At 44.2% G+C, this 17,736-nt stretch carries 18 protein-coding genes and 1 tRNA gene; 12 read left to right on the top strand and 7 right to left on the bottom strand.

Going from position 1 to position 17,736, the window contains the following annotated elements:
• Nucleotides 1–76: 76 nt before the first annotated feature.
• The 3 genes from ABE547_RS07890 to trmB form a co-directional block, all read right to left on the bottom strand.
• The gene (locus ABE547_RS07890) at nucleotides 77–1,312 is read right to left on the bottom strand and encodes a DUF1002 domain-containing protein (protein ID WP_347378266.1); all 1,236 of its coding nucleotides are present in this window, start codon (nucleotides 1,310–1,312) and stop codon (nucleotides 77–79) included.
• A gap of 79 nt (nucleotides 1,313–1,391) precedes the next feature.
• Nucleotides 1,392–1,715 (bottom strand): thioredoxin domain-containing protein, encoded by a 324-nt coding sequence (locus tag ABE547_RS07885; protein ID WP_347378265.1) that lies wholly within the window; start codon nucleotides 1,713–1,715, stop codon nucleotides 1,392–1,394.
• A 200-nt stretch (nucleotides 1,716–1,915) separates the two neighbouring features.
• A complete protein-coding gene (gene trmB / locus ABE547_RS07880) occupies nucleotides 1,916–2,569 on the bottom strand; it encodes a tRNA (guanosine(46)-N7)-methyltransferase TrmB (RefSeq protein WP_347378264.1) in 654 nt (217 codons plus the stop codon).
• Nucleotides 2,570–2,784: 215 nt separating this feature from the next.
• Here trmB and ABE547_RS07875 point away from each other — a divergent pair, with 215 nt between their 5' ends.
• From ABE547_RS07875 to ABE547_RS07835, 9 genes are all read left to right on the top strand, one after another.
• The gene (locus ABE547_RS07875; RefSeq protein WP_347378263.1) at nucleotides 2,785–3,096 is read left to right on the top strand and encodes a hypothetical protein; all 312 of its coding nucleotides are present in this window, start codon (nucleotides 2,785–2,787) and stop codon (nucleotides 3,094–3,096) included.
• A gap of 3 nt (nucleotides 3,097–3,099) precedes the next feature.
• Nucleotides 3,100–4,149 carry a V-type ATPase subunit gene (locus tag ABE547_RS07870; RefSeq protein ID WP_347378262.1) on the top strand — a complete coding sequence of 350 codons (1,050 nt, stop codon included), beginning with the start codon at nucleotides 3,100–3,102 and terminating at the stop codon, nucleotides 4,147–4,149.
• Nucleotides 4,146–6,086, top strand: coding sequence for a V-type ATPase 116kDa subunit family protein (locus tag ABE547_RS07865; protein ID WP_347378261.1), 1,941 nt, complete (start codon nucleotides 4,146–4,148; stop codon nucleotides 6,084–6,086). The genes ABE547_RS07870 and ABE547_RS07865 overlap by 4 nt, the downstream gene beginning before the upstream one ends.
• Before the next feature lie 28 nt (nucleotides 6,087–6,114).
• Entirely contained in the window at nucleotides 6,115–6,546 is a 432-nt protein-coding gene (locus ABE547_RS07860; protein ID WP_347378260.1) for an ATP synthase subunit C, read from the top strand.
• A gap of 1 nt (nucleotide 6,547) precedes the next feature.
• Nucleotides 6,548–6,856 carry a V-type ATP synthase subunit F gene (locus ABE547_RS07855; protein WP_347378259.1) on the top strand — a complete coding sequence of 103 codons (309 nt, stop codon included), beginning with the start codon at nucleotides 6,548–6,550 and terminating at the stop codon, nucleotides 6,854–6,856.
• A gap of 74 nt (nucleotides 6,857–6,930) precedes the next feature.
• The gene (locus ABE547_RS07850; RefSeq protein ID WP_347378258.1) at nucleotides 6,931–7,518 is read left to right on the top strand and encodes a V-type ATP synthase subunit E; all 588 of its coding nucleotides are present in this window, start codon (nucleotides 6,931–6,933) and stop codon (nucleotides 7,516–7,518) included.
• Complete coding sequence (locus ABE547_RS07845) at nucleotides 7,511–9,283, top strand: V-type ATP synthase subunit A (protein ID WP_347378257.1); 1,773 nt, start codon at nucleotides 7,511–7,513, stop codon at nucleotides 9,281–9,283. Before ABE547_RS07850 ends, ABE547_RS07845 begins: the two co-directional genes overlap by 8 nt.
• Before the next feature lie 15 nt (nucleotides 9,284–9,298).
• A complete protein-coding gene (locus ABE547_RS07840) occupies nucleotides 9,299–10,681 on the top strand; it encodes a V-type ATP synthase subunit B (protein ID WP_347378256.1) in 1,383 nt (460 codons plus the stop codon).
• A gap of 202 nt (nucleotides 10,682–10,883) precedes the next feature.
• Entirely contained in the window at nucleotides 10,884–11,501 is a 618-nt protein-coding gene (locus ABE547_RS07835) for a V-type ATP synthase subunit D (RefSeq protein WP_235248668.1), read from the top strand.
• A 125-nt stretch (nucleotides 11,502–11,626) separates the two neighbouring features.
• Here ABE547_RS07835 and proC read toward each other — a convergent pair whose 3' ends face one another.
• The 4 genes from proC to ABE547_RS07815 all read right to left on the bottom strand — a co-directional run bounded on the left by proC (nucleotide 11,627) and on the right by ABE547_RS07815 (nucleotide 15,152).
• Nucleotides 11,627–12,424 carry a pyrroline-5-carboxylate reductase gene (proC, locus tag ABE547_RS07830; RefSeq protein WP_347378255.1) on the bottom strand — a complete coding sequence of 266 codons (798 nt, stop codon included), beginning with the start codon at nucleotides 12,422–12,424 and terminating at the stop codon, nucleotides 11,627–11,629.
• Nucleotides 12,425–12,499: 75 nt separating this feature from the next.
• A complete protein-coding gene (locus ABE547_RS07825; protein WP_347378254.1) occupies nucleotides 12,500–13,777 on the bottom strand; it encodes an amidohydrolase in 1,278 nt (425 codons plus the stop codon).
• Between the two features lie 51 nt (nucleotides 13,778–13,828).
• Nucleotides 13,829–14,530 carry an L-2-amino-thiazoline-4-carboxylic acid hydrolase gene (locus ABE547_RS07820; RefSeq protein ID WP_347378253.1) on the bottom strand — a complete coding sequence of 234 codons (702 nt, stop codon included), beginning with the start codon at nucleotides 14,528–14,530 and terminating at the stop codon, nucleotides 13,829–13,831.
• A 79-nt stretch (nucleotides 14,531–14,609) separates the two neighbouring features.
• Nucleotides 14,610–15,152: a DUF6512 family protein gene (locus ABE547_RS07815; protein ID WP_347378252.1), complete on the bottom strand. Its 543-nt coding sequence runs from the start codon at nucleotides 15,150–15,152 to the stop codon at nucleotides 14,610–14,612.
• Nucleotides 15,153–15,289: 137 nt separating this feature from the next.
• On the opposite strand from ABE547_RS07815, the gene ABE547_RS07810 reads away from it, so the two are divergent.
• The 3 genes from ABE547_RS07810 to ABE547_RS07800 all read left to right on the top strand — a co-directional run bounded on the left by ABE547_RS07810 (nucleotide 15,290) and on the right by ABE547_RS07800 (nucleotide 17,607).
• Nucleotides 15,290–15,362: transfer RNA gene (locus ABE547_RS07810), tRNA-Lys, on the top strand.
• A 153-nt stretch (nucleotides 15,363–15,515) separates the two neighbouring features.
• A complete protein-coding gene (locus ABE547_RS07805) occupies nucleotides 15,516–16,388 on the top strand; it encodes a DUF6282 family protein (RefSeq protein WP_347378251.1) in 873 nt (290 codons plus the stop codon).
• Nucleotides 16,389–16,479: 91 nt separating this feature from the next.
• Nucleotides 16,480–17,607 carry an ROK family transcriptional regulator gene (locus ABE547_RS07800; protein ID WP_347378250.1) on the top strand — a complete coding sequence of 376 codons (1,128 nt, stop codon included), beginning with the start codon at nucleotides 16,480–16,482 and terminating at the stop codon, nucleotides 17,605–17,607.
• The last annotated feature ends 129 nt before the right edge of the window (nucleotides 17,608–17,736 follow it).

Below are 17,736 nucleotides of genomic sequence, written 5' to 3'. Positions count from 1 at the left end.
TATAAGGAAGTGCTTGGTGTGAGCATTGAAAAAAACGGACTGCCGTATTGCGGCAGTCCATTTTTTTCAATGTAATTTAATTAGCTGTATCATCGGAATCGGCAGAGTCATTGTCGATTACCAGTCCGGAGTCTTCCTGAGAAGAATCATCAGAACCATCTGTGTCTGTATCAGTAGTGTCAGTATCGTCGGATCCGTCAATATCCTGACCGGCATCGGAGTCAACCGTGTCTGAATCGTCAATGTCTTCCGTTGCGGCTGCATCATCTTCAGAAGCGTCTTCGCTGTCATCAGCATCATCGTTGCCGCCGAAAAGATCTTTGAAGAAATTAACGATCTTGCTCCAGAAACCACCGTCATCATCACCGTCAGCAGCACTCTGAACGGCGTCCAGGGTACTGTCTATAATAGCATTATCACCGAGTAGGTCATCCTTTGTCTGGCTGATGATACCACCATCACTGTCACCGCCTGTAAAGATTCCTTTGATAGATGACCAGAGATTGGAGAAAAAGCCGTTGTCTTTGCCACTGAGATTATCCAGTGTGTTTTTTAATGCTTTTACATCATAATCATACTGGGAGATGGATTCCATCAGAGAGACAATCTTGTTCATCTGATCTTCGGTAAGTGTGATGTTGTAAGAATCAGCAGCATCCTGAACAACACCCTGAATCTCTTCCGGACTACTAATATTATCTTCGATTACTTCTTCTTTGACCTTGTTCATCAGATCTGTTGCCTGTTCGCTGCCGATCGCATCTGCAAGTTCTCCGGTCGTAACCAGTTCCTGAGTGGCAGCTTCTTTCTGCCCCTCATCCAGTGTTTCGCCGCTGGCAGCTTCATAAGCCATCATGATTCCCGTCAGAGCACCGGTTCCGGATACTTCTATTGGAGAAGCAGCAACAACGTTACAATTTTCTACACCGGATGTTAAAAGTGTACTGGAGATCATGGCACTCGTTACGTAAGTGAGATTTGCCACTTTTACCTGTACACCGCCGCTGCTGGTAGGTTCTACATAAGAGCAGCTGTAAGTGCGGGTTCCGATCTGTGCTTCGGAAGCGATACCCTCCATGTATTTGCGTTCATCTGCGTTGGTAACTTCTATAGTTGCTACTTCGTCTGCTGAAGTTCCGAAATATTCATACATAGAAGTCTTTTGTTCTTCTGTTAAATTGGCGCCGAGAGTTACGACTTTTGAGCTGTCTGCACAGACTGTCATAGGAATACTTCCGAATGTAAGTACAGCTGCCATCATAACCGGCAATACTTTTTTAAACTTTTTCATAATGCGTGGTGTAATCACCATGCCTCCTTTTCATTCAATATTTTTCCTGGATACTACCTTAATATAGCATATACAGGTATATTTGCAAAGAAAATATGCCTTAACTATTTCTAAAGATTTTCTGTAGGCGTTCCTCAAATTGTTCTTCGTCTATGACGCCCCTCATAACGGCGAGCAGTTCGCGGTTATGAAAAAATACGAAGGTTGGGATGATGTCAGCTTCGTATTCTGCCGCAAGAACAGCAGATTCTTCAATCTCAACTTCACAGAACTTGATCGATCCCCGGTACTTTTCTTCCAGGTGTTCCATAACGGGCTTCATCATGGCGCACTTTCCGCACCAGATCGCATAGAACATAACCACTGTCGGCAGAGTACTTTTTTTCACTTCTGTTTCAAAATTTCGGGCTGTTAAATGTAACATGTGGGATTCATCCTTTCTTTATTGACATCCTGGATTAAGAAACCGCAGGACTTCATCCAGAGATTTACGTAGGCAGGAACATCGCCTGTTCAGACGTTTCCTGCGATAAGAGAATTTACATAGCTTTTGGCGGAGACATTTTCTGGTTTTCTGGTTCATAACGGTACTTCCAGACATAGAGTTTTCTATATTAATATATGTTAAGATCGTCTGACTGCAACCAGTTTGAAGATGGGATTTCCCATGGAAGAGAATTTCTCTTCATATTCGGTCATGATGTTTCCGGGATTCATCGTATCATCATGATGCAGATCATAAGTAATCTCAGAAATGCAGAACATTCTGGATGAGGTAAGCTGTTCGACAGAAAAGTCAAAAAGCTGGCGATTGTCAGTCTTGAATTCTACGGTGCCGTCCGGGGTCAGAACTTTGTCATACTGGGTGAAAAATTCTTCAGAGGTGAGACGGCGTCTTGCGTGTCTGGCCTTGGGCCACGGATCGCAAAAGTTCAGATAGATGCGTGATACCTCTCCGGGGGAAAATACTTCTGCAATCTCATGTGCATCCATACAAATAAAACGAATGTTAGTCGGTGCGTTTTCCATGGTCTGGAACTTTTCAACGGCGCGCAGCAGAACACTGGAATAACGTTCGATTCCTATGTAGTTGATATGTGGATTCCTGGAAGCAAGGGTTAAGAGGAACTGACCTTTTCCCATGCCGATCTCGATGTGAATCGGATTGGAGTTCTGAAAAGTATCGTGCCAGATTCCTTTGTGGTTTTTTTCATTCTTAACAACTTCTTTACACTCGTTCAGAACACTTTCTGCGCGAGGTATATTTCTAAGGCGCATAAACGGAACCTCCCTGTTTTCAAGCTTTTGCATACTTTTTTTAGTGTATATCCTGATCGGTGAAAAGTCAACCGTTTCCAGGATTGTTAGAAAAATGTCAAATATGTTTTTTTTGGTAAAATTTACTATGGAATTTTGAAAAAATAAGAGTATTATAATACCATGGGTTAAAATCAGGAGTATGACCTGATAATAAGTTGAACAGGAGGCGGCTTATGAATTCTGTGATTGAAAGATTGGCGGATATTGAATCTACAGCAGAAGCGATTGTGGATCATGCCCAGGCTCAGAAGACAGAGATCGAAAAAAAGATTCAGGCAAAACGAGATCGGTTTGACCAGGAGCTTGAAGAAAAGACGCAGGCAAGGGTGGATAAGATAAGAAAAGAGTCAGAGCAGAGGGTAGATAAGATTCTGAAAGAACAGAAAGAGAAGAATCAGGATACGATCGAGAATCTGAAAAAGGAATTTGAAGAGAATCACGAGGCATATGTTCAGGAGATTATCAGACATATAATAGAGGTGTAAGACATGGGAAATGTGATGGCATACAGCGGAATCGTGACGAAGGTTCGCGCAATGTCCGCAAAGCTTCTTACAGATCGGGATTTTGATAATATTGCAGGACTTGGGAGCGTGCCGGAAGCAATAGAATATCTGAAAGCAAAACCGGCATATGCAGAATATATCAATAAAATGGATATATCTTTATATCACAGAAGGCATGTGGAAAAAGTACTGTATCAGTCGCTTTTTGATGATTACTCCAGAATCTTCCGGTTTGCGGGAGTGGAACAGAAAAAATTCCTCAAATTATACTGGAAGCGTTATGAGGTGGATCTGATCAATTACTGTCTTCGTATTGTATTTAATCATTATGAGAAGCCATTTGATCTTGAATATAAGAAGGAATTTTTTGACAGGTATTCTCAGATATCGATTGACCGGCTGATCACGTCAAAAAATATTGAAGAACTGGTGGATAATCTGAAGGATACCGAATATTATGAGCCACTTCACAGACTCAGGGAATCCGGAGCGGCAACATTATTTGATTATGATCTGGCACTGGATCTGTATTACTTTTCCATGATGTGGAAAAAGAGCAGGAATCTGTTAAAGAAAAATGAATTAAAGTTGTTTACCAGAGATATTGGATCGAAGGTGGATCTTCTGAATATCCAGTGGATCTATCGGGCGAAGAAGTATTATCACATGCTTCCGCCTGACATCTATGCAATGACGATTCCGATCCATTACCAGATAAAAACAGAGGAGTTTAAGCAGCTGGTGGAAACTCCGAATCTGGAACAGTTTGAACGGGAACTGGAAAAGACCTATTATGCGAAAAAATTCCATTATCAGGATGTCAGTAAGACATTGGAACAGATATATAAGGACTATCTGGAAAAATTATACATCTCAGACAGGCGGAAAGAACCATATTCAATCGCTACTATTAATACGTATCTGTTCCAGAAGGAAGAAGAAATCTATAAACTAACAACGGCCCTTGAATGTATCCGCTACGGTTTGTCGAAGGGTGAGACGTTAGGATACTTAGGAGGTGTGGTTCAATGATTGTAAAGATGAAGTTTTTGAGCATCAGCGGTCCGAGAAACGATATTGACCGTGTGTGCGATCAATATTTGTCCAAATATGAAATGCAGTTGGAAAATGCGATTGCGGAGCTTAAGACGACAGACAATCTGCAGCCGTTTGTAGAGGTGAATCCATATAAAGAACCGCTTGCAAAGGCTGAGCAGTTTGCAGCTCTTCTCGGAGATGACAATCGTAAGGTTGATACGTCCATGTCAAAAGAAGAGATGCTGGATATGATCCGGGATATTAATCATGATTATGTAAATATGTTGGAAAAGAAAGAGCTGTTGAAGAAGCAGGCGGACGATCTCAGAGAACGATTGAGTGTGCTGGAACCGTTTCGAACGCTGGAACTGGATATGCACAAGTCTTTGCGGTACAAGTATATGAAGGTTCGTTTCGGGCGGATCGGTGTTGATTATTATAAGCGACTGGAAAAATATCTGTTTGATGATCTGAATGCGATCTTTGTACAGAGTACCAGGAATGAAAATTATGTTTACGGATGCTATTTTGTGGCGAATGTGGATGCCAGCAGGGTAGATACGGTGTTTAATTCTCTTCATTTTGAAAGAATTTCTATTCCGTCAGCATATATTGGAACTCCGGAGCAGGCATGTGAAGAACTGCAAAAAGAGATTGATCAGGTTCAGGAAGAGATGAAGGATCTCGATCAGAAGATAGAGAAGCTGATGAAGAGCCATGCTCCACAGCTGATCGGTGCACAGAAGAAGCTGGAGTCCATGTCAAATAATTTTGATGTCAGGAAACTCGCAGCCAGAATTGACCAGGGAGAAGATGATGAGAAGGAAGAGTATTATATTCTCTGTGGCTGGATGGGGGAAGATGATGTCAAGAAGTTCCTGAAAGAATCAGAAAAGGATGACAGAGTATTCGTTGTGGTGGAAGAAGATCGGGAGAAATTTTTTGGCGAACCACCGACCAAGCTTAAGAACCCGAAGTTTTTCAAACCATTTGAAATGTTTATTCGTATGTATGGTCTCCCTGCATCGGATGAGATGGATCCGACGATATTCGTCGCATTGACGTATACGTTTATCTTCGGAGCGATGTTTGGTGACGTGGGACAGGGACTGTGTCTGTTTGTATTTGGAGGGCTTTTATATCTGATCAAAAAGATTAACCTGGCAGGAATCATATCGATTGCAGGTCTGTTCTCTACATTTTTCGGTTTTATGTTTGGAAGCCTGTTTGGATTTGAGAATATTCTGGAAGCGAGATGGCTGCGGCCGGTAGAGGCAATGACAAATCTGCCGTTTATCGGTCAGCTGAATACAGTGTTCGTTGTTGCGATTGCATTTGGTATGGCACTGAATATACTGGTTATGATCTTTAATGTGGTCAATGCAGCAAAAAAGCATGATCTTGAAAATCTGCTGTTTTCGCATAACGGACTGGCAGGTCTGGTATTCTATGGGTTCCTTGTACTTACGATTGTATTATATATGACAGGACACAAGGTTCCGGGCAATGTGATGATGGCAGTGTTCCTGGGAGTACCGGTTTTATTGTTTGTATTTAAGGAACCGCTTGGTAATCTGGTTGAGAAGCGGCACAAAAAGATGGAAGAGGGAAAAGTAATGTTTTTCGTGCAGGCATTCTTTGAACTGTTTGAAACGATGCTGAGTTATTTTTCCAATACCATCTCATATGTGAGAATCGGTGCATTTGCAGTCAGCCATGCGGCGATGATGGAAGTTGTGCTGATGCTGTCCGGCGCAACAGAAGGAAGTACGAACTGGATCGTGTTTGTACTGGGCAATATTCTGGTATGCGGCCTGGAAGGACTGGTCGTAGGAATTCAGGTTCTCCGTCTGGAGTATTATGAGATGTTCAGTCGTTTCTATCGGGGAACCGGAAGAGAATTCAAGCCATTTAACAGAAAAGAACAATAAAGACCCTATTATAAGGAGGATATGAATTATGAACACTACCGTAAAATTATTACTTATTGTAACTTTAATGCTCAGCATTATCATTCCGTTTGGATATTTTCTGATCGGACAGAAGACGAAAAAACGTTATAAGAGAGCGATCGGTACCAATGTGTTTTTCTTCTTTGGAGCATGTCTTGTTGCCGGAATCATGTTGTTTGGCGGAGAGCCGGTACAGGCGGCGGATGCGGCTGCTGCAGCTTCTAATGCAACGGGCTTTGGTTATCTTGCCGCAGCATTGTCAACAGGTCTCTCCTGTGTCGGCGGCGGAATTGCCGTAGCAAGCGCCGCAAGTGCAGCTCTTGGTGCGATCAGTGAAGATTCCAGCGCACTTGGTAAATCTCTGATTTTCGTAGGTCTTGCAGAAGGTGTGTGTCTGTACGGACTGATCATCTCCTTCATGATCTTAGGTAAGTTGTAAGATGAAAATGTATCTGATCAGTGATAATATCGATACGCTGACGGGAATGCGTCTGGCAGGAGTGGACGGCATTGTGGTACATGAGAGAGATGAATTGCGGGAAGCGATCGAAACAGCTATGGAAGATCCGACGATCGGAATCATTCTTCTTACAGAAAAGTTTGGAAGAGAATTTCCGGATCTGATCGATGAGATCAAGCTGGAGAGAGATATGCCGCTGTTGATCGAGATCCCGGACAGACATGGAACCGGGCGTAAGAAAGAGTTTATCACGTCGTATGTAAATGAGGCAATTGGACTGAAACTGTAAGTGCGGCAGGGAAAGAGGAGGAATCAGGGATTTCCGGTTCTGCAGGTCTAATAATCAGGAAGAAGGTGACATACTTGACAATAGAAGAAAAGATATCACATCTACAGGAAGCTGCGATGGAAGAAGCACGGGCAGAAGGCAATCGCATTATGAAACAGCATGAGACAGTGCTGGAGAATATATTTGAGCAGCATCGTGCGGAAGCGATCCGCCAGTCTGAGACCAGAGTGAAGGCAGAGGGAGTCAATGCAAAGCAACAGCTGAATATGGTAATGTCCAAGGCTCAGCTGGAACTGAAACGTGATTTCAGTAAAACGCGAAAAACGCTGAAAAAAGAATTGTTTGTGGAAGTAAAAGAAAAACTGCAGGAATATATGCAGACAGAAGAATATAAACGTATGCTGGTACAATATATTGAAAAATCTGTAAAATATGCGAACGGGGAAGCTATGACAATCTATATCAACCCGTCTGATGCGGATAAAAAAGAATATCTGGAAGAGCATACAGGAATGACACTTACGGTCAGCAGGGAAGATTTTATCGGCGGAGTGAGAGCTGTCATTCATGGAAGGAATATCCTGATTGACCATGCATATAAAGGTGCATTGGAAAATGAATATCACAATTTCATGTTCAGAGGAGGTGCAGGAGATGAATAGTCGTAATACCGGAAAAATCTACGGTATCAATGGTCCTGTTATCTATCTGAAGGGAAAGCATGACTTTAAAATGTCAGAGATGGTCTATGTCGGAAATGAGAAGCTGGTAGGAGAAGTCATTTCCCTTGATAAGAATCTGACGACGATACAGGTGTATGAAGAAACATCCGGATTAAAGCCGGGAGAGATCGTAGAAGGAACCGGATCTGCCGTGTCTGTTACACTGGCGCCCGGAATCCTGGATAATATCTTTGATGGAATCGAGCGGCCGCTTGAACAGATTGCGGAAAAAGGCGGGGCATTTATTACCCGCGGAGTCAGCGTAGATTCTCTGGATACCGTAAGGCAGTGGGACACGCATATTACGGTAGAAGAAGGAGACCTGGTTCATGGGGGGATGGTAATTGCAGAAGTGCCGGAGACGCGTGCAATCATGCACAGATGTATGGTTCCTCCGGATGTGGAAGGACGTGTAGTGTCGGTTGTCCCGGATGGAAAATATACGATACAGGACGTTCTGGTTAAAGTAGAGCTTGTGGACGGAAATATCCGGGAACTTACGATGACGCAGAAGTGGCCGATCCGTGTACCAAGACCGGTAAGTAAGAGATTTCCGGCGAGTGTCCCGCTGGTAACCGGACAGCGTATCCTGGATACCATGTTCCCAATCGCAAAGGGCGGAACAGCGGCGATCCCGGGCGGATTCGGTACCGGAAAGACGATGACGCAGCATCAGATCGCAAAATGGTCTGATGCGGACATTATTATCTATATCGGATGTGGCGAACGTGGAAATGAGATGACACAGGTTCTGGAAGAATTCTCTGAGCTGGTGGATCCAAAGTCGGGCAATCCGCTGATGGACAGAACTACATTGATCGCCAACACTTCCAATATGCCGGTAGCTGCGCGTGAAGCTTCCATCTACACAGGACTGACCCTGGCAGAGTATTATCGTGATATGGGATATGATGTGGCGATTATGGCGGATTCTACATCCAGATGGGCAGAGGCGCTCCGGGAATTGTCCGGACGTCTGGAGGAGATGCCTGCAGAGGAAGGATTCCCGGCATATCTGGCGTCCAGATTGTCCGCGTTCTATGAAAGAGCCGGTATGATGCAGACGCTGAACGGAGCGACAGGATCCGTGTCGATCATCGGAGCGGTTTCCCCGCAGGGTGGCGATTTTTCCGAACCTGTCACACAGAATACAAAACGTTTCGTGCGCTGTTTCTGGGGATTGGATAAATCTCTGGCGTATGCAAGACATTTCCCGGCGATCCACTGGATGACCAGTTACAGTGAGTATCTGAATGACCTGAGTGGATGGTATTCAGACCATGTATCACCGAAATTCCTGGATTACCGGAATCGTATGATGACGCTGCTGAACCAGGAAAACAGTCTGATGGAAATTGTAAAACTGATCGGAGGAGATGTGCTTCCGGATGATCAGAAACTGATTCTGGAAATCGCAAGAGTGATCCGTCTGGGATTTTTGCAGCAGAATGCATTTCACAAGGATGATACCTGTGTATCGCTGGAAAAACAGTTTAAAATGATGGATGTAATCCTGTATCTTTATAAAGCCTGCCGGAAACTGGTTGCGATGGGAATGCCGATGTCTGTTCTGAAGGCGGAAGGAATATTTGAAAAAGTAATTGCGATCAAGTATGATGTTCCAAATGACAATCTGCAGCTTCTGGACATGTACAAGGTTGATATTGACAACTTCTATCACAGAGTTATGGAAAAGAATGCATAGAGGGGGAATTGAGAGATGGCAATAGAATATCTTGGACTGAGTAATATTAACGGACCTCTTGTTGTACTGGAAGGAGTACAGGATGCTTTCTTTGACGAGATCGTAGAATTTGTAGTAGACGGTAACATCAGAAAGATGGGGCGAATTGTAGAAATAGATGAAGATAAGGCATTGATACAGGTATTTGAAGGGACAGAGAATATGTCGCTTGGCAATACCCATACAAAGCTGACCGGACATCCGATGGAAGTGAAAGTATCCGAGGATATGCTTGGGAGAACATTTAATGGTATCGGACAGCCGATCGACGGACTGGGACCGATTCGTTCTGACGATAAACGAGATGTAAATGGCCTGCCGCTCAATCCGGTGCGCCGCGAGTATCCACGAAACTATATTCGCACCGGAATCTCAGCCATCGATGGACTTACTACACTGATTCGGGGACAGAAGCTTCCGATTTTTTCCGGAAACGGGCTTCCGCATGACCAGCTTGCAGCGCAGATTGTGAAACAGGCATCTCTGGGAGATGATTCTGACGAAGAATTTGCAATTGTATTTGGTGCGATGGGCGTAAAGCACGACGTGGCAGAATTTTTTCGGAAAACATTTGAAGAGAGCGGAGTGTCAGATCACGTATGTATGTTTCTGAATCTTGCAAATGATCCGGTGGTAGAACGACTGATTACGCCAAAGGTTGCACTGACGGTAGCAGAATATCTGGCGTTTGAGCGTAATATGCATATCCTGGTTATTCTGACGGACATGACTTCGTTCGCTGAGGCGATGCGAGAGGTCTCATCCTCCAGAGGAGAGATCCCGTCAAGAAAAGGATATCCGGGATATCTGTACAGTGAGCTGGCGACGATCTATGAACGTGCGGGTATCGTAGACGGTTCCAACGGCTCTGTGACGCAGCTTCCTATCCTGACGATGCCGAACGACGATATCACACATCCGATTCCCGACCTGACAGGATATATTACAGAGGGGCAGATCGTACTGGATCGTAATCTGCATGGACAGAGTATCTATCCGCCGATCAGCATCCTGCCGTCATTGTCACGACTGATGAAGGACGGTATCGGAAAAGGCTATACCCGAGAAGATCATCAGGCACTGGCGAACCAGTTGTTCTCATCTTATGCAAAAGTGGGTGAGGCAAGAAATCTGGCTTCGGTTATCGGTGAGGATGAATTGTCGAAGATTGATAAACAGTATCTGAAATTCGGAGAAGAATTCGAGAAGCGCTATATCGGACAGGGACCGACAGAAAACAGAACCATACAGGAGACACTGGATCTTGGATGGGAATTACTACGGTTACTCCCAAGAGAAGAATTAGACCGAATTGACACAAAACTGATAGAACAATACTATCCACGTGAAGCAGACTAGACATGGATATGCAGACTGCGAAAGGATACTTTCGTAAGGCTGCATATTCATGGCTAGGAGCGACGTGACCGAGCGCCGAAAGGCGCGAGGTCTCAGTCGCGGAGGAGCCGAAGGGTTCGGACTGCTTCGGAGTGACCGGATGCTGGCTTTGGAAAGTCAGTAAAGTAGCAATGGTGGAAAAGTATAGAAAGGAAGGCATCTTATGGATCCCAGAGAATTTCCTACAAAAGGTAATTTGATGCTTGCAAAAAATTCTCTTGCACTGGCGCATCAGGGATTTGATCTGATGGACAAAAAGAGAAATATCCTGTTAAAAGAACTGATGAGTCTGATTGATGAGGCGAAGGATATACAGGAAGAGATTGATGCAACATTTACCAGGGCATATGCGTGTCTGCAGCGAGCGAATATTGAACACGGTATCAGTAAGGTGCAGGAACTTGCATTTACTGTTCCGATAGAGGAATCTATTCGTATTCAGACCAGAAGTATTATGGGAACAGAGATTCCTCATATAAAATATGATGCCAGACAGAATGATCTGACATATTCATTCAGCACAACGCATGAGTCAATTGATATTGTCCGGGAAGCATTTCGAGAAGTAAAAGATCTGACAATCAAGCTGGCTGAAGTAGAAAACAGTGCATATCGGCTTGCAACTAATATAAAGAAGACACAGAAGAGAGCAAATGCACTGAAAAATATTACTATACCAATGTATACAAATCTGGTGTATACCATTAATAATGCATTGGAAGAAAAGGAAAGAGAAGAATTTACCCGGTTGAAAGTCATCAAAAAAATGCAGGGGAAATAAAAAAGTTACATGGGGACGGAGGATTTTTAAAAATTCCCCGTCCCCATGTTTGAAAGACTTATCCCCGTAAAAAAAGGAGTTATCCACGAAAATGTGTGGATAACTCCTTTTTGTCAGATTATATTTTAAAGCTGGCGTGATTTTTCAGTTGCTACATTAATGCATTCAATAACAGTGCCTCTCATGCCGCCTTTTTCCAATGCTTCGCATCCCTCAATGGTTGTTCCGCCAGGAGAGGTTACCATATCTTTTAATTCTCCCGGGTGTATCCCCTTTTCCAGAATCATTTTTGCGGTTCCAAGACAGGTCTGAGCAGCCAGGCGGTATGCAGTGGCTCTGGGGAGTCCTTGTTTTACGCCGCCATCAGCCATAGCTTCAATGAACATTGCAACATAAGCCGGGCCGCCTCCGCTTAAACCACATGCAGCATCAATCAGATGTTCGGGAACCATTTCTATGATACCAATCGCACTGCAGATTGCTTTGGATGTTTCTAATTCATCCTCGCTCAGATCATTATCAGAGCAGAGGGCGAAGGCACCTTCGAAGACCATAGCCGGAGTATTAGGAAGAATTCGAAGAATTCTTGGTGTACCATCAATCATGTTCTGGAGACGTTCTACAGTAACTCCGGCAACAATAGACATCATTGCTTTATTATCTAATGCCTTTTTACACTGAGAAAGAGCTTCCGCAGCATTTTGCGGTTTTACAGCGAGAAGAATAATATCACTTTTCTTGCAGACATCTTCATCGTCTGCTGCAAGATTAACACCCCATCCCTTTGCCTTTTCCATCATTGCAGGATTGATGTCATAAACATAAGCGTTTTCTTTCGGAAGAACGCCACTTTCCAGTGCTCCGTAAAGAATCGCACCACCCATATTGCCGCAGCCGATAATACCAATTTTTTTTGTAACCATAGTTATGAACCTCCTTTGTGGATAATGTGGATAAGTGGTGGGGACGGGGAATATTTAAAAATCCTCCGTCCCAAATTAAAAATGCCCTGTCCCTTTATGGAATTCCCAGGCCTTTTCTATGCTTCCGGGTGTCTCTATTAATAATTTTGTCCCTTCTGCCATGCATCTTGCTACATACATCATGCCTTTGTGTCCGATGCTCATTCCTGCCTGTCTGGCAGCCGCCCAGTGATGCAGCGGGGTACCTTTGCACATGGTGGCGGCACTGATCGTGATGAGTGGAACGGTGTGGCTGACTTCAGATGCGTCGGTGCCGATGGAGATGGGAACGGGTTCGGATTCCAACGGTTCCAGTCCTTCAAAATAGTGACCATTATTCTGTAATCCGGCTTCTTCTGTGATCTTTGATGCGAAGTTCAATTCTTCCTCAGTATATTCCGGAGTCGGAATCCGGGTCATGGCATCGTAATAGAGTTCAGTGAGTACGCGATTGACTTTCATCTCTTTGCAGCTCTTGACTAATTCGATGTCCACGGTGGTGCCCGTCATAAGTGCGGCTCCTTTTGCGCAGTTATCAACGCGTTGGCTCGCATCTTCTGTGCGGGCGTGAAGGCTGGAGCGGATGAAGTAGTTGGTCATGGCGAAGTCGGGAACGACGTTGGCCGGCTGACCGTTATCAATGTATGCGTAGTGCATCCGCACATCGGAAGGGACATGTTCCCTCAGATAATTGACTCCGATGTTCATGAGTTCTGCAGCATCCAGTGCACTCCTGCCATTTTCCGGTGCTTTGGATGCGTGTGCGCTGACTCCGTGAAAACGATAATTTTTGATATCCTGTGATTGCCAGATATCATTGCTGATCCGGTTTCGGTCGAATGGATGCCAGGTGACAGCGACGTCCAGGTCATCAAATACACCCTGGTCATTCATTACGATCTTTCCGGACATGATCTCTTCTGCCGGGCAGCCGTAGACACGGATGGTTCCGGATGTCCTGTTTGCTGTCATGTCGTCTTTTAACGCACAGGCAGCAGCAGCAACGGCAGTTCCAAGTAGATTATGTCCGCAGGCATGTCCGAGACTGGCAAGTGCGTCATATTCAGCAAGAAATCCAAGTACAGGATTTCCGGTTCCCCACTCTGCAGTAAAAGCAGTGTCAATACCGGCAGTTTTCCAGGTAATCCGGAACCCCTGATGCTCCAGATAATCGGCAAGACATCTGGATGAAAGTGTTTCTTCATAAGCAAGTTCCGGATGGGCATATATGTAATCAGCAACATCGATCAGTTCAGATCGATGTGCCGCGAGCCATCCGGCAATTATGTTTTTGTCATCGTTATTCGTGTTCACAGTACGAAGTACCTCCTGAAGTAATATGTAAATAGCTCTAAAATATTCTGGCTAATCAGCAGTGTATACACCGTCGAGAACATCCAGATACTCCCGGCCAAATGTGTGAACGTAATCGGCGAGAGCAAGATCTATGATCTCCCGACCCTTCTGACCAAATGTGTCCAGTAACGTCTTGCAGATAGTGTGTTTCAAATGTGCAGTGTGATAGTTGAAATCTTTCATGCAGGAAGTTCCAAGCGCTTTTTTCTTGGCAGCGAGTGCTTCCACCTCTTCGGAAGACAGAGGATGTCCCCAGTCAAATTCACAGCGTTCTCCGCCCCAGCTTAATGAGGTGGATGTCGGAGTACAGACGAAATCCTTTCGAAATCCCTGATATACTGCGTTGTCAACATTTACGCAGTAGTATTTTCCGTATTCGGTAATATCATGCTTCTTCCATGCTTCGCACCAGGCGCATCTGGAAATATAGGTCTGCAGAGTCGGTTCGGTTCTCAGCATGCCGAATTCCATCTGTCCATCATAGTCAGGCTTCCATTCGCCATAGGCCTGATTGGTCATCGTATTCAGTTCGTCTCCGTGTGCCAGAGCATTTGCAGCCATTCTGGCACCACGTTCATTTCCGTAGGTGGTCATGCCTGCAAGAATGGCATCCTTTCCTTTTTCTCCGCACTCTTCGATTGCGTGCTTCGCAAGAAATGCAAACATCATGGCGTGATGTTCTATTTTACAGGCAACAGGTTCATGAGTCATATGAAACCCTCCTCTCTTATTGTAACGCAATAAAGTTAAACTGATTATACTACACTTTGCGAAAAAAAACATAAAGAATTCAGAAGATTGGATAAAATAGAGGAAGATTGGGAGGATAGCAGGTGAAAATAAAGAAAAGCAGTATTGCAGCAATCCACAGGATACACACATTGCCGGAAGATGGAAGAGCGATATGACGGGCTGTATGTTTTGAAGTCAGAAGAAGAACATAAAAATAAGAGGCATAAACATGGCTGATCAGGATACTTCCAAAGAAGATCAGAATGTCTGCAACAAGAAAATGCATTCCGAGAATACCGGTATATGTATAGAATGCAGCGATTATAAATCCCATTCCACAGAGTACTGCAAGAAAACGGGAATAAAAGTATGCAGAGAAAGATTTGCGTCTATGCGCATATCGCCAGACGGACAGAAAAAAGAAAGGGAAAAATAAAAGTTTCGTATGTTCCCAGACGGATTCGTTGATCGGACAGAACAGAGCCGTAAAGGCAGAATATCCTGACAGACGGTAGAGAAAATGATTCAGCGTACCGAGTACTGCGGTGACAGCTATATAAGGCAGATCTTTTTTGTTGTAATATTTTCGTAAATGATTCATAGATGGCACCTCCCCTTCTAATATATGAAGGAGAATAAAAAAATATGAAAATATAGTAAAAAAACACTTGCATTTTTGAAAATCATATTATATAATAACACTTGTCGTTACGGAGAATGTAATGAAAAAGAGAATATGCGCGATTAGCTCAGTTGGTAGAGCACCTGACTCTTAATCAGGGTGTCCAGGGTTCGAGCCCCTGATCGCGCAGTTAGGAATCACTGTTTTTGAAGACTTAGAGCTTCGGGGGCGGTGATTCCTTTTTTGTGCGTGGAATAATCTTATGAGAATCTGTGTATTTACGGAGAATTATATTATAATAGGTGCAAAAGAGATAAGTGTAACAGAAGGTGGAGGAAACATATGGATATAGGAAGAGAGTTAATTCAGGGTTCGATAGATCTTCATGTACATGCCGGACCGGATATCGTTATGAGAAAGTATACGGATGTTCAGCTTGCCCGGCAGTATCAGCAAGCCGGAATGTCCGGATATGTCAGCAAATGCCATCATGGAGATACCAGTGCGCGGGCGGCGGTTGTGTCGGAAATGGTTCCTTCTGTAAAGGTATATGGTGGAATTGTATTGAATGATGCAGTGGGAGGTCTGAATGAGGCCGCCGTATACGCCTGTGGGAAAATGGGAGGAAGGATCGTCTGGTTCCCTACGGTGGATGCTTTTTGTGATGCGGAATATAAAAAGGATCATTCGAATGAACATCTGGGTGGTGGAAATGAACAGCCCGGACGAAGCAGAAAGATACGTATCATGGATGAGAACCGGAAACTGATTCCGGAGGTTTATCCTGTATTGAAGCAGATTCAGGAGCAGGATATGATTCTTGCAACCGGGCATCTGTCCCCGTCTGAAAGTCTGGCACTTCTTAAGGCAGCAGCATCCATGGGAGTCCGCAGGATGATTGTAAGTCATGTATCTTTCCCGATTACAAATGCGGATCTGAGTCTTCAGCAGGAGTATCTTGCATGTGGAGCAATGCTGGAGCACTGTTTTTATACACCCTATTACGGGATGTGTTCCTGGGAAGAGATTCTGAAAAGCATAAAAAAGGCAGGCGCGGACAGGATTCTTCTTTCTTCGGATCTTGGACAGATCAAAAGCCCGGATCCGGCAGAAGGAATGAAAATGTTTGCCAAAAAGCTGTATGAATCCGGGATATCTGAAAAAGAGATCCGGCAGATGATGGTGAAAAATCCGAAGGAGCTGCTGGGAATGTGATTAAAACCGGACATGGTTGTCATCTTGTAATTACAAATAGATGATGATATACTAAAAAAAACACTTTAATAAAGTGGTACCTGGAGGAAGTATGGCAAAAGCGAAAAATACAAATATGGAGGTAAAGAGGAAAAATCGAAATCGAATCTATCGTTATGTGCGTAAGTGTAAGGTGGTGTCGAACCCGGATATTGCATATGAATTAAAACTGAGCCTCCCGACAGTAACTCAGAATACGAAAGAATTGATAGAAATGGGATTAATTACGGAGCGAGGAGAACTGGAATCTACCGGGGGAAGAAAGGCAAAGGCCCTGTCAATTGAGGAGAATTCCCGGCTTGCAGTCGGCCTTGACATTACCAGGAATCACATTGGATTATTGTTGACGAACCTTAAGGGAGAGATCCTGAATTATGAAAGGATATATGATCCATTTGATAAAAGCGAGGCTTATTTTTGCGGTGTAAATAAACAATTAGAAGAATTTCTTGAGAAAAGCCACGCTGATAAGGAGAGAATACTGGGAATCGGTATTTCATTTCCGGGAATCGTAGACCTGCAGAAGGAGGCAATCACTAATTCTCACGCACTGGACGTAAAGGCATTGGCCTTTCGGGAGGTGGAACGATATTTTCCATATCCGTGCTTCTTTTTGAATGATGCGAATGCCGGGGCGTATGCGGAAGGGGTTCAGGCGGAAGAAAAGAAGAGTTTTTTCTATTTGTCACTCAGCAATACGGTGGGGGGTGCATTGTACAGTGATGATCGGCTTGTCTATGGAGACGAGTTTCGCTGCGGTGAGGTTGGCCACATGACGATCGTTCCTGACGGAATTCCCTGCTACTGTGGTAAGTCGGGATGCCTGGACTCTTATTGTTCTGCAAAAAGGCTGAATGAAATTGCGGGAGAAAAGCTGGGAGATTTTTTTGTCGGTCTGGAGCAGGACAGACAGGAATATAAAGATGCATGGGAGCGATATACCGATTATCTGGCAATCGCAGTCAATAATCTTCATATGGTATTTGATTATGACATTGTCCTGGGAGGATATGTGGGGAGTTATCTGGAAGATCACATTCTGGAGATACGAAAAAAGGTGGCTGACAGGAATACGTTTTCAGGGGATGGGCAGTTTGTAAAAGTATGCAATTATAAAACGGGGGCGGCAGCGCTTGGAGCAGCATTGTACGTAATAGAGTTGTTTATTGAACAGATATAATGGAATATAGAATGAAGGGCTGGTGTAAGGCTGGGATATATAATCCTGATCTTGTGCCAGTCCTTTTTTGCGCTATAGGGAACTTGTTTTTGTGTAAAGCATACAAAAACAAGGAGGGAAAATGGTGAG

Origin of the sequence: Dorea sp. YH-dor226, assembly GCF_039832105.1 — a bacterium.
GTDB lineage: Bacteria > Bacillota > Clostridia > Lachnospirales > Lachnospiraceae > Dorea_A.
The sequence above is the reverse complement of the archived record's forward strand: the minus strand, read 5'-3'. Positions and strand labels throughout refer to the sequence as shown.